The sequence below is a fragment of the Agrobacterium sp. 22-3639C2 genome (assembly GCF_053522105.1).
Genome location: NZ_JBNWDB010000002.1, coordinates 523,911 through 537,072, shown reverse-complemented (window position 1 = coordinate 537,072; position 13,162 = coordinate 523,911). Strand labels below are relative to the sequence as shown.

Below are 13,162 nucleotides of genomic sequence, written 5' to 3'. Positions count from 1 at the left end.
TCAGAAATTACAATATAAATTTGATATTGCTTATTCGCCTGCCTCCAGTATTTCGTAACAATGGTCTGGTCATTAGTGATTCGGTCTCCTTTTAACCTGTTAGGGCTTGGGGAAATAAAGGGGCACGGGGCAGTGAAATTTTCTGCCTTTACTTCATTGCTATTCTCTATTGCAGTTCTTTCGGGCTGCAATACTCCCTCGGGCGTCAGGTCGTTCGGGGGCGCAAAGATGTTGTCTGCGTCCGAAGCACTGGTTTTCCCACCGCCCGGCGGTCCGGAAATCGTCACCGTAGTCAATCGCACCTACTCCAATGCCGTGGCACAGCAGGTCGTATTGCGCGCCGAAGCCGCTACGCCCGGACAGAACTACATTAAGGCCGAGTTCTTCGGTCCGCAGCAAGCCGGCGACACTGATCGCGATGCTTTGACTTTCTCCGGCTTTAAGGCATCCTCCGTCGCGCGGGAAATCCGCTCGGAGTTTCCGGGTGAGAACATCGTCATGTCGGCGAATTATCTGCAAAACGGTTACGGCGCCTTTTCTTATGCGGCCGGCAAGGGCCGAGGCAGCGATACCTGCCTTTATGGCTGGCAGGACATCCGCTCACCCGAAAGCATGCGGCAGGATTTCCGCAACCTGGGGCGTATCAAGGTGCGACTGCGCCTCTGCCAGTCGGCGGCAAGCGTCGAGCAGCTTCTGACGGTCATGTATAATTACACGATCACCGGCACCTATGCCTCGCAAAGCTGGAACCCCTATGGCACGCCGCAGGCGGTGGATCAGAACCTTGGGCGGCCGGGCCATCCGGTCTATCCCATGAAGACCAATGAGGTGCCGATGCGGCCCGGCAGTGAAGTGACTGCGAGCATACCATTGCAACCCGTGCGCCGTGCTGCCGTACCCGTCACGCCTGTTCAGCCAACGGCGCAGCCCCTACCGCCGGTTGCGGCAGTCAGTATTCCGTCACCCGCATCCGTTGGCGCGCCCGCCCAGCCCGCAAGGCCTGCTGTAGTCGGCAGGCGCGCGGCCAGCGTGCAGGTGGAGAGCCAGCAGCCGACGCAGGTTCCGCAGGTAGCCATTCCGTCGCCCACATGTCTGTCCGGTTCGGCAGCGCCTCCGGGATGCAGGTGATGGCTGGAGCAACAGCAGAAGAGGGCATTGCAAAAGATCCCGGTAAAAATTCCGGGCGGGGAAGAGAGCGGAAAGTTTCGGGATGAACAAGGCCATCACAATCATTGTCTGGTTTCTTGTGTCGCTTTGCGTTCTGGCCATCGTCACGATGCCGGTCAGCCTGCAGACGCACCTGGTCGCCACGGCGATCTCGCTTGTCCTTCTCGCAACAATAAAGAGTTTCAACGGGCAGGGAGCCTGGCGGCTCGTGGCGCTTGGTTTCGGCACGGCCATCGTGCTTCGTTATGTCTATTGGCGCACCACGAGCACGCTGCCGCCCGTCAACCAGCTCGAAAACTTCATTCCCGGCTTTCTGCTTTATCTCGCGGAAATGTATAGCGTCGTGATGCTGGGTCTCAGCCTCGTCATCGTGTCGATGCCGCTGCCTTCCCGCAAGACCCGGCCTGGCTCGCCCGATTACCGGCCGACGGTCGATGTTTTCGTGCCGAGTTACAACGAGGACGCGGAGCTTCTCGCCAATACGCTGGCGGCGGCCAAGAACATGGATTACCCGGCCGACAAGTTCACCGTCTGGCTGTTGGACGACGGCGGCTCGGTGCAGAAGCGCAATGCCAGCAATATCGTCGAGGCGCAGGCGGCACAGCGCCGCCATGAGGAGTTGAAGAAGCTTTGCGAGGACCTCGACGTGCGTTATCTGACGCGCGAGCGCAACGTCCACGCCAAGGCCGGAAATCTCAATAACGGCCTCGCCCACTCGACCGGCGAACTGGTGACGGTGTTTGACGCCGACCATGCGCCGGCGCGCGATTTCCTTCTGGAAACGGTGGGCTATTTCGAGGAAGACCCCCGGCTCTTCCTGGTGCAGACGCCGCACTTCTTCGTCAATCCCGATCCGATCGAGCGCAATCTGCGCACCTTCGAGACGATGCCGAGCGAAAACGAGATGTTTTACGGCATCATCCAGCGCGGTCTCGACAAGTGGAATGGCGCGTTTTTCTGTGGTTCCGCCGCCGTGCTGCGGCGCGAGGCACTGCTGGATACGGAAGGGTTCAGCGGCGTCAGCATCACCGAGGACTGCGAAACGGCGCTCGCGCTGCATTCGCGCGGCTGGAACAGCGTCTATGTCGACAAGCCCCTGATCGCCGGGCTGCAACCGGCCACCTTCGCAAGCTTCATCGGCCAGCGCAGCCGCTGGGCGCAGGGCATGATGCAGATTCTGATCTTTCGCCAGCCTCTGTTCCGCCGTGGTCTCTCCTTCACGCAGCGTCTTTGCTACATGTCGTCGACGCTGTTCTGGCTTTTCCCGTTCCCGCGCACGATCTTCCTGTTTGCGCCGTTGTTCTACCTGTTCTTCGATCTTCAGATTTTCGTGGCTTCCGGCGGCGAGTTTTTGGCTTATACGGCCGCGTATATGCTCGTGAACCTGATGATGCAGAACTATCTCTATGGCAGCTTCCGCTGGCCGTGGATTTCTGAACTCTACGAATATGTGCAGACGGTCCACCTTCTGCCAGCCGTCGTGTCGGTGATCTTCAATCCGGGCAAGCCGACCTTTAAGGTGACGGCGAAGGACGAATCCATCGCCGAGGCGCGGCTTTCGGAAATCAGCCGCCCGTTCTTCGTCATTTTCGCACTTTTGCTGGTTGCGATGGCCTTTGCCATTTGGCGCATCTATGCGGAGCCATACAAGGCGGACGTCACACTCGTCGTCGGCGGGTGGAACCTGCTCAACCTCATTTTCGCGGGATGTGCGCTTGGCGTCGTCTCCGAGCGCGGCGAAAAATCGGCGTCGCGGCGCATCACTGTCAAGCGGCGCTGCGAGGTCAAGCTTGAGGGTAGTGACGCATGGGTGCCGGCCTCCATCGACAACGTGTCGGTGCATGGCCTGCTGATCAATCTTTTCGACAGCACCACCGCTATCGAAAAGAACACGACAGCGATCATTAGGGTGAAGCCGCATAGCGAGGGCGTGCCGGAAACCATGACCATCAATGTGGTCCGCACGGTCCGGAGCGACGGTTTCATTTCCATAGGCTGCACATTCTCGCCGCAGCGCGCCATCGATCATCGCCTGATCGCCGACCTGATCTTCGCCAATTCCGAGCAATGGAGCGAGTTCCAGCGCGTGCGCCGCAAGAACCCCGGCCTCATCAGAGGCACGGCGATCTTTCTGGCGATATCTCTGTTCCAGACGCAGCGCGGCCTGTTCTATCTGGCCAAGGCGCTCCGGCCCGCCTCCAAAACCGTCAAACCTGCCGGAGTTGTAAAATGACCGGCGGTAAAACGATCAGGAGTTCACTGACAGCACTGATGTTGGGTGTCGTCGCAACCGGTGCGATGGCGCAGTCCTCACCTTTCGACATGTCGCCGGAGAAGCCTGCACAGACAGCCCCGGCACCTGTGCCGCCGCCGACACTTCCCCCCGCTGTACCGCGCCAGCCGCAGCCAGCCCAGCAATCGACCCAGCCTGCAGTGGGCCAGCCTCCTGTGGTAATGCAGCCCGCACCTGCGCCGCAACCGCCGCTGCGGCCGCTGACGCCACCCGTATCCATGCCGCCGCAGGGTCAGGCGAGACCCGCACCCGTTCAGGCATCGTCACCCGCGGCGGATAGCCGTCGCCGGTATATCTTGCCGTACGAAAAGCTCAGCCTTTCCGGCGAAATGGATCGGCGGCAGTGGAGCATTTATCTGACGCCCGAGCAGGTGAATGCCGCCGTTTCGCTGAATATTGGTTATCAGAACGCCATCGTGGTCGCGCCGGAAGACTCGAATTTCCAGGTCAGCCTCAACAATGTTCCGCTGGAGACGGCGCGCATTGAGGCGCCCGACGGTGAGGGCAATGTTTCCTTGAAAATTCCACCCGGTGTCCTGCAGGTGGGCGCGAATGTCGTGACGCTTGGCGTGCAGCAGCGCCACAGAACCGATTGCACGATCCAGTCCACTTATGATCTGTGGACCGATGTTAATCCGGCAAATACCTATATCGGCTTTAACGCCGATGTCGCGGGCAACTTCACCAATATCGACGATATCCAGGCAACCGGTCCGGACGCCAAGGCGGCAACGTCGATCGAGATCGTTGCACCTGCACTCGGCAATCCGGCATTTGCAGATTCGCTGCTGCGCCTTTCTCAGGCTCTGGCACTCCGAACCCAGATGCCGAACCAGACGATCCGTTTCGTGGCAGCACCCTCCGCCGAACGCAAGGCGGGAACGCTGGTAGTTCTTGTCGGCACCGCGCGCGAGATTACCGGCTTCACCGGCGCGGTGCCGCCCGAGGCGTCGGCGGGTGCTTTTGCCGGCTTCGATACCACCGCACCGGGTGGCCTCTCGCCACTCTTCGTCAGCGGTCCCACCCCGCAGGCGGTACAGGCGGCGATTGAGACGCTGTTTTCCTCGATCTCGCGCACGCCCGGTGCCCAGAGAACGACCTTTTCCACCCGCAGCTGGCATGCGCCGGATGTGCCGCTCGTCATGTCGGACCGTCGCATCGCGCTTTCCGAGCTTGGGCTTGAGAGCAGCGAATTTGGTGGACGGCGTTTCCGCAACGAATTCTACGTCGGCATGCCCGCCGACTTTTATGCGTCGGCCTATGGCGAGGCGGCCATGCTGCTCGATGCCGCCTATTCCTCGCAGGTGCTGCCCGGTAGCCATATAGACATCTACGTCAATGACGAGATCGCCTCGACCGTGCCGATCTCCAACAATGGTGGCGGCATTTTCCGGCATCTGCCCATCAATGTGACGATGCGCCACTTCAAGCCTGGCCCGAACAAGATCACCATCGAGGCCGTGTTGATGACGGCGCAGGATCAGGTCTGCGCGCCGGGAGCGCCAGCCAGCACGACCCCGCGTTTTGCCCTGTTCGACACATCGGAAATCCATATTCCTGATTACGCGCAGATCGGTCGCAAACCGGATCTCGCCGCGATGTCCGGTGCCGGGCAGCCCTACAGGTTTGCCGCAAATCCCGTCGCGCTGTCGCTTGATCGTTTCGATACCGACACCATGTCGGCGGCGGCGACATTGGTCAGCCGGCTGGCAAGCGCCGCTGGATATCCGATCAATGTCGAGACCGTCGCATCGCCGCTGGTGATCGGGGACCGTGACGCCCTGTTCGTCGGGACGATTTCGCAATTCCCGCAATCGCTGATCAGCCAGTTCAATCTTGTCCCTTCCAGCCAGATATCCTGGAAAATGGGAACGGGCGTTCAGCCGCCTGCGCAGAACAGCGAAACCCTCTTTAATGACTGGCGAGAGCGGGTGGACGGCGGCATCTGGCAAGGCCAGGTTTCCTCCTTTGAGGAGTGGATGAAGCGGAATTTCGATCTGAGTTCCGATACGCTGCGTTTCCTGCCGGCGGCCGAGCAGCCCTATGCGCCGCCCGGCAATGTCTCCTTCATGCTGGTGCAGGGTCTAAGCCCTTCCGGCGAAGGGGTCTGGACGCTGGCTACCGCCCCGACGTCGGCGGAGCTTCGTGACGGCATGTCTTCGATGGTGCGTGAGAACCATTGGCGCGACGTCACGGGGCGGGTCGCAGCTTACGATGCCGGTGCAGAAAAGATCGAAACGGTCGAGGTGGGGCAGCCGTATTTCTATGTCACGCGGGCGTTTTCCCTCTCGAACTGGAGGCTGATCGCTGCTAATTGGCTGTCTTCCAATGTTCTTTCCTATTCGCTGGCATTCATCGGGTTCGTGTCGCTCCTGGGCTTTGCCACCTTCGCGATGCTGCGTATGATGGGGCGACACCGATGAGGCGTGGGATTTTTAGACTTGCCGGCATTTTCTGCGTGTCGCTGATGGCGTTGATCTCAAGCATCTCGATTGCCCGCGCCGCATCTGTCTCGCCTGAGGCCTGGTCGGCTTATAAAAGTGCGTTTCTCGATCCCGGCGGGCGCATCATCGATACCGGCAACGGCAATATTAGCCATAGCGAAGGCCAGGGTTACGGCATGTGGCTTGCCGTTCTTTCAGAGAACATTGCCGACTTCGAGCTGATATGGAGTTTTACCCGCACGGAACTCCTGGTGCGCGACGACGGTCTCTCCGCGTGGAAATGGGATCCGCGAACCAGACCGCATGTGACTGACATCAACAATGCCACGGATGGCGATATTCTGATTGCCTACGCGCTGGCGCTGGCTGCCGCGCAGTGGAACCGGCAGGACTATGCAGAGGCATCGGCGGCCATCGCATCAGCCGTCCTCAAGAAGACTGTCGTTCAGCGCGGCGGGCGAACGCTGCTTTTGCCCGCCGCCAGCGGCTTTGGCGAGGTTGACCGGGGCGACGGCCCGGTGGTCAATCCTTCCTATCTGATTTTCGAAGCATTTCCGGTCCTCAATCTCGTCGCACCATCGCCACTCTGGAAGGCGCTTGCCGACGACGGCGTGGCGCAGATCGCCACATTCGCTTTCAGCGACAGGAAACTGCCCGCCGACTGGGTGTCGATGAAGACGAAACCGCAACCGGCATCGGCGTTTCCACCCGAGTTCGGTTACAATGCGGTGCGGATTCCGCTTTATCTTGCAAGGGCGAAAATGGGCTCGCCGGAGCTGCTTGACCGCCTGAAAAACGGCATGACGCTGGAAAGCGGTGCTGCGGGAACTTTCGATCTCAAGAGCGGCGCGGTCAAGGACGTTCTGTCGGATCCCGGTTATCGCATCATTCCGGCGCTCGCAGCCTGCGCCGGCGGCGGCCCGGCTGTGCCTGCCGAACTGAAAGGCTTTCAGCCAACGCTTTATTATCCTTCTACATTGCATCTTCTGGCATTGTCGTTTCTGGCAAGGAATAACGGGGAGTGCCGATGAACAAACCGCTGTCTACCTCGGCTCTCATCCTGCTTCTGATTGCTCTCGCCGCCTTCCACTGGCGCGACACCATTCTCGGACGTGTATCGGACATTCATACTTCGGCGGTTGGCGACAACCGTGCGGCGCAGCGCGTTTCTCCAGCGGCAGCCAATCCGGCCCAGATCAACGCGTTCCTTAAAAATCGCGAGATGGCGCAGCTAACCCAACCCGTGACGCCAGCGGTAACGGTGCCGGCGACTGATCCGCAACCGCCGGTTACGCAGACACAGACGGGTGGACAGATATCGCAGCCCCAAATGGCGCAGGCGCCCGCACCCCGCCAGACCCAGCCGGCGTCATCAGACATGCTCGAGGTCGATCTCAGCGCGCTGCGCTATTTCGCGGCCAAGGGCGATACCCAGCGCCTTCAGGCCGAAATCGCGAGGCTGCGCACGCTCTATCCGAACTGGACACCGCCTGCCGATCCGCTCGCCATTCCCGTTAACGGCGATCCCCGGCTCGATGCCATGTGGCAGCTTTATAGCGACGGCCGTTACGCCGAGGTCAGAAAGGCGATCGCCGACCGCCAGCAGGCGGAACCCGGCTGGCAGCCTCCCGACAATCTGACCGGCATGCTTTCCCTCGCCGAGGCCCGCCAGCGGCTCGTCAACGCTTCCGATCTCAAGCAATATGCGACAGTGGTGGACGCGGCTGCCAGCAATCCCGGCCTGCTGACCTGTAGCGAGGTGGATGTCCTGTGGCGGGTTGCCGATGCGTTTGCCAATACCGACCGCATGGGACGGGCGCGCGACGCCTATCTCTACATTCTCAACAATTGCACGACGCCAAGCGACAGGCTCGCCACGGTGCAGAAGGCGTCCGCGCTTTTGCCGGCGGAGATGATCGGCGATTTGCTTGCCAAGGAAAAGCCCAACGCAGACGGTCAGCTGGAATTCGAACCGGTCAAGAACGATCTCGCCCGCCAATTCGTGGCGAAGGCAGGGGAGAAGGAGGGAATTTCCGTTCCTTCCGCCTATCTGATGCGGCTTGAAAGGCTTGCCGAGACCGACAAGCTTGCAAGCGATGCCTTGTTGCTCGGCTGGTACAATATCCGCCAGAAGAACATGGCGGAGGCGGAAAAGTGGTTTCGCAAGGCGCGGGAAGAGGAAGACAGCGCGTCTGCATCGCAAGGGTTGGCGCTGGCGCTGATCGACCGCAACGAGCCACGTGAAGCTGAAGAGGTCATGTATAAGTGGCGCACCGCTTCGGACGACGGGCTTGCGACCTATCTTGCCGCGACAGCCAATCTCCTGGCGCTTGAGCCGCCTGTGGTCCTGCCGCCGGATGTGTTGCAGCGCATCGCCGCTGAAACAATAACTCGCAAGGATGCGGCGACCGCGCAGCAGTTCGGCTGGTATTCGCTTGCTTTCCGGCAGACGCCGCTCGCCTTGCAATGGTTCAGCACTGCGCTTGGCTGGAAAGCCGATGACGAACCGTCGGCCTATGGCATGGCAGTCAGCTATCACGATCTGCGCAATCTCGCCGGTCTGCGCAGCATACAGCAGCAATGGGCAAGCCGCTCGCAACGCATCGCTGATGTGGGAACGGCACGTATGGTGGACCAGTCCGCGCAGCAGATAGCGCCCGTCACCGCACCGCCTGTCGCCACAGCTTCCCAGACAACGGCACCCGCGCCCTATGCGCCGCAGCCTGAGACAGTGGTGGCTTATAGCCAGCCGTCTGTCCAGCAGCCGGCTCCGGAACCTTCGCGCAAGCAGGCGCGTCTGCCAGCGCAGACGCAGAGGACCGTAAGTGCCTCGTCACGTCCACGCTCCTGCGCGGTCTATCCCGATCCCCAGCGCCTGCCCGCACAGCAGGCGCTTGATCTCGGCTGGTGCCTGATGGAGACCAACCGGCCGGCGGAAGCCCTGAAGGCTTTCGAATCCGCCATTGCTCGCGGCCAGTCGACTGTTAAAAGCGATGCGGCCTATGGCCAGAGCCTTGCCTATCTGCGCATGGGGCTGACGGACCATGCCGCTGTCTCGGCGACGAAATCGCGCATGGACCGCCCGCGCGCGACTGAGTTGCAGGTTTCAATCCTGGCCGACAGGGCGGTTTCCGCCTTCCAGTCGAAACGTTATGCGGAAACGCTTCTCCTGCTTGATCAGCGGGCGCGGCTTGCCGATGAGCGTACCGATCTCATGGTATTACGCGGTTATTCCTATCTTGCCATGAACCGCTACGCCGATGCTGCGCAGATTTTCGAGAGTCTGACGTCCATTGGCGATAAGGAGGGCATCAGGGGACTGGCAGCGGTCCGTGCCGCCCGGCCGAGCAGAGGGCCCCAGGGCGGCTGATGGCGTTGGGCGGCAATGGGCTGCCGTTGCTTACCCCGCGTCGGTGAGGTTGCGGATGATGCGCATGAAGATGCGTGCGCCGATATCGATCAGCCCATCCGGAAAGTCGTAGTCGGGATTGTGCAGGTTGGGATAGTCCTTGCCTGCGCCCAAAAAGAACATGGCCGATGACGAGACGGCGCGGAACCTTCCGAAATCCTCGGAGGCCCGCATCGGCAAACCTTCCGACCCGTGGGAAATTTTCTCCGCAGTTAGCGCCCGCAGGATATGGTCGACGGCTTCCGGCGCATTTTCGCAATGCAGGAAAATATCATCATAGGCGATATCGAGTGTCAGTTTCTGTTCTTCGGCCACCTTTTTTGCCAGCGCTTCCGCATCCGCGCAGAGTTTTTCCATTCGGTCGTCTGTCAGCGTCCGGAGCGTCGCCCAGATTTCCGCATCTGCCGGAGAGATGCCGAAGGCCGCTTCACCCATCACGGCATGGGTGATTGTCACCATCGAAAAATCGGGTTGCGGTGGAAAGCCGGAACCGAGATCGGTCAAAGCCGGCATCAACTCAGATATCGCCCGCATCGGCGAGACGCCATGCTCCGGTGAGGAGGCGTGCGCGGTCTTGCCGGAGAAGCGGATTTTGATGCCGCGTGATGCGCAGTTGACCGGCCCTTCCACCACGCTGACATGGCCGAATGGCAGGCCTGGAAGATTGTGAAGAGAAAAGGAATAATCCGGCTTCATCTCGCCAAAGCGCGGATCGGCGATGACGGCGGCCGCGCCCGCACCTGTCTCTTCTGCCGGTTGGTAGAGCAGTACGACGCTGCCGGTTTCCGGGCGCTTTCTGGAAAGTCCGAGTGCAAGCGCCGTTAGAATGGTGGAATGACCGTCATGGCCGCAAAGATGGCCCTTACCATCGGTGCCGGAGCGGTATTCGGCGTCGGTTTTTTCCTGAATGGGCAGAGCGTCGAGTTCCGAGCGGATGAGGACTACCGGACCGCTTTTGCCGCTGTCATAGACCGCTGCCACGCCATGACCACCCAGATCGGTGAACATCCGATCCGGTTTTGCCTGCTCGAGGAAATCGCGAATACGCCGCGCTGTTTCCTTCTCCTCGCCGGAAATTTCCGGATGGCGGTGCAGCTCATGGCGCAGCTCGATGAGGTCAAGCATATCCTTGTTGGTCAGAAACATAAAAAACCCTTGCAAGTCGTCCGGCCGATTTTTTCTGCCGCAACTTACAGGTCATTACGTTCAATGCAAAACCTTTGGCGGACGCCAGCGCTTGCCCGTCGATTTTGGCCTGGCGCTCAGCGTGATGACATCGGCAGGCAGCGGAATCCTGGCCTTTCCCAGTTCCAGCCGGGCAAGGGCTGCGCGCGCCTTTTCGGCATATTCCAGATGCGTAGCGTCGTCAGAATGGTAATGCTGCAATCTGTCGAGGATTTCGGCGCCTTCCATCGTTCTTTCGGCCGCAATCAGCGCCACGGCGCACTTGTAGAGCGCCTCGCGGTGGAAGGGGGCGCGATTGGTCACCTGACGGAATGCTTCGGACGCCTCGTGATATTGCCGTTGCGCCAACCGCGCTTCGCCTATGCGCATCCACAGCAGAACCGGGTCCTGACCGCTGCCGAGGAGACCGAGGAAAGCGATTTCCGCTTCGCGGAATTCACCGCGGTCGAAGGTCAGATTGGCCAGCCCGAATTGTGCGCCAAGGTGATCGGGCGCGGCTGCCAGCACCTGGGAAAAGGCGATGTTGGCGGCCGCCTTCTTGCCCGTCTTGTAAAGTTTGAGACCCTCTTCGTAGACGAAGCGTATGCTGCGCGGGTGGAGCTTGCCACCGAGATTGTCGCCCGAGCGGGTGCGGAACAGCGTGCAACTGAGCTTGTGCTCCTCCGGGCCGAAGAAATATTTGTACGGCTCGTTGCCTCGCAGGAAATCATAAGTCTTGAAACCCTGTTCGATCGCCCTGCGGATGCAGTGTCCGTGCAGCACGAGGCCGGGTGAGGGGGTCTTCCAGTTCTCGTCACGACCGGTAATGTAGAACAATACCGACTTTTTCTGCCGGTCGATGATGTTGGCAAGCGCGCCGAGCGGCTGGTCGCCGAACCACAGGACCGGCACTTCCAGATCGCCGCGTATATAGACATCCATCAGCATTTGCCGTGTTGCGCCGATCAACAGTTCGGTGCGCTCCTTGCCCTTGTGGGGCGCCCAGCGGATGCGCCAGAAATCGAACAGGATGCCCATGTCCCGCTTGATTGTTTCTCTCGTTGCGAAGGTGATGCGGTATTCGTCACCGCCTTCCACCTTCCTCATGAAGCGGCGGAGCTTTTGCCGGGACTGGCTGCTCATATGGCTATCGAGATAGGAGTCGAACGTGTCCGGCAGGGCCACGACCGGGCAGATGCAATTGTTGATGTTATAGGGGTTGGTCGGCATGTTGTCGCGGAACATGACGAGCGGTCCCTGAAGCGCGCGGATCATCGCGTCGCGCCGCTCCGGTGGGCCGGAAAGATAGTCGAGCTTGAGTTCGGTCCAGTTCTGCTGCCGAATATAGGAACAGAAACCGGCAACCGCGTTATTTTCATATTCCGGCAGGGTAATGAAGCCGGTGTAATCCGCCGCGGCATTGCCAGCCATGACGATGCTGTCGTGGAAGCGGCCGGTTTTCTTGTCCGGTTCGGTGACGATGCGTAGCGGAAAAAATGCCACATAGGGCGAGCCTTCGGGACGTTCCCTGAGCGCCAGGATGAACCAGCGCTTGCGGCGCGGCATATAATCCCGCAGCCAGCCCCAGGACAGGAAGTGTCGGGAATGGGGATCGGCCATGAACACCGTTTCCCAGTTTTGCCGGATCGCCTCGAAGCCGGCGTCGGTGTCGATGATGTCGATACGCATTCGTCCCCCTCCCAATACGGATCACAGATTCGGGAGGTTGCATTTTATGAGCAAATGGCCGGCTTCAAATATTCCCTTCGGGTGAAAGGCCTATATCAAATGGGATTAGCCCGTGACGCGGCTCCCATTCGTGCACCGCGACAAAATAGCCCTTGTCAGCGGGTCGCAGCACTCTAACATGCGGGCTGAATGCGCGACCGGCTCAACGGTTCGCATGGCAAAGGAGTTCTTTCATGGCTGTTCCTTTTATGCTTTTGACTGGTGCGAGCCGCGGAATAGGGCATGCCACCGTCAAGCTGTTTCAGGAAAAAGGCTGGAGAATCCTGACCGTATCGCGACAACCCTTTTCGGAGGAATGCCGCTGGCCATCTGCGCGCGAAAGCCATATCCAGGCCGATCTGGAGGACCTGTCCCGCATCGACGATCTGGCCGACGAGGTGCGCTCGCGCCTGCCGGAAGGAAAGCTGGCCGCACTCGTCAACAATGCCGGAATCTCGCCGAAGGGCGAAGGCGGTAGCCGCCTTGGCGTTGCCGACACAACGGCGGAGATCTGGACGCGGGTGCTAAACGTCAATCTCGTCTCGACGGCGCTTCTTGCCCGTGCGCTTTTGCCGGAACTGGAGGCGGCAAAAGGCTGCATCGTCAACGTTACCTCCATTGTGGGCTCGCGGGTGCACCCTTTCGCGGGCGTCGCCTATGCCGCATCGAAGGCGGGACTTGCGGCGCTGACACGGGAGCTGGCGCATGAATTCGGGCCGCGCGGCGTGCGCGCCAATGCCATAGCGCCCGGCGAAATCAACACCGCCATCCTTTCACCCGGAACCGCTGAACTCGTGGAAGCGCAGGTCCCGCTCGGGCGGCTAGGCACAACGGCGGAGGTGGCGCAGACCATCTACTTCCTCTGCTCGGAGCAGTCGAGCTACATCAACGGCGCAGAAATTCTCATCAATGGCGGCCAGCACGTCTGACGCTTCAGTCCATCCAACCGAAACGGAG

Annotated in this window: 8 protein-coding genes; 6 read left to right on the top strand and 2 right to left on the bottom strand. The window is 60.4% G+C overall.

From position 1 onward, the window contains the following. Positions 1-228 precede the first annotated feature (228 nt). From bcsN to ACQZ6D_RS10130, 5 genes are all read left to right on the top strand, one after another. Positions 229-1,128, top strand: coding sequence for a cellulose biosynthesis protein BcsN (gene bcsN, locus ACQZ6D_RS10150; RefSeq protein WP_035199452.1), 900 nt, complete (start codon positions 229-231; stop codon positions 1,126-1,128). Positions 1,129-1,210: 82 nt separating this feature from the next. Beyond that, positions 1,211-3,400, top strand: a complete 2,190-nt coding sequence (gene bcsA / locus ACQZ6D_RS10145) for a UDP-forming cellulose synthase catalytic subunit (RefSeq protein ID WP_035199451.1) — start codon at positions 1,211-1,213, stop codon at positions 3,398-3,400. Next, positions 3,397-5,883 (top strand): cellulose biosynthesis cyclic di-GMP-binding regulatory protein BcsB, encoded by a 2,487-nt coding sequence (locus ACQZ6D_RS10140; RefSeq protein WP_065687758.1) that lies wholly within the window; start codon positions 3,397-3,399, stop codon positions 5,881-5,883. Before bcsA ends, ACQZ6D_RS10140 begins: the two co-directional genes overlap by 4 nt. Next, positions 5,880-6,935: a glycosyl hydrolase family 8 gene (locus tag ACQZ6D_RS10135; protein ID WP_065687757.1), complete on the top strand. Its 1,056-nt coding sequence runs from the start codon at positions 5,880-5,882 to the stop codon at positions 6,933-6,935. The genes ACQZ6D_RS10140 and ACQZ6D_RS10135 overlap by 4 nt, the downstream gene beginning before the upstream one ends. After that, positions 6,932-9,274 (top strand): tetratricopeptide repeat protein, encoded by a 2,343-nt coding sequence (locus ACQZ6D_RS10130; protein ID WP_448729901.1) that lies wholly within the window; start codon positions 6,932-6,934, stop codon positions 9,272-9,274. Before ACQZ6D_RS10135 ends, ACQZ6D_RS10130 begins: the two co-directional genes overlap by 4 nt. Positions 9,275-9,304: 30 nt before the next feature. Here the strand turns inward: ACQZ6D_RS10130 and ACQZ6D_RS10125 are convergent, their stop codons facing one another. Beyond that, the gene (locus ACQZ6D_RS10125) at positions 9,305-10,459 is read right to left on the bottom strand and encodes an amidohydrolase (protein WP_111800222.1); all 1,155 of its coding nucleotides are present in this window, start codon (positions 10,457-10,459) and stop codon (positions 9,305-9,307) included. 60 nt (positions 10,460-10,519) lie between these two features. After that, positions 10,520-12,166: a GNAT family N-acetyltransferase gene (locus tag ACQZ6D_RS10120; RefSeq protein ID WP_111801492.1), complete on the bottom strand. Its 1,647-nt coding sequence runs from the start codon at positions 12,164-12,166 to the stop codon at positions 10,520-10,522. Between the two features lie 233 nt (positions 12,167-12,399). Here ACQZ6D_RS10120 and ACQZ6D_RS10115 point away from each other — a divergent pair, with 233 nt between their 5' ends. Continuing rightward, positions 12,400-13,134 (top strand): SDR family NAD(P)-dependent oxidoreductase, encoded by a 735-nt coding sequence (locus ACQZ6D_RS10115; RefSeq protein ID WP_003510849.1) that lies wholly within the window; start codon positions 12,400-12,402, stop codon positions 13,132-13,134. Positions 13,135-13,162: the final 28 nt, after the last annotated feature.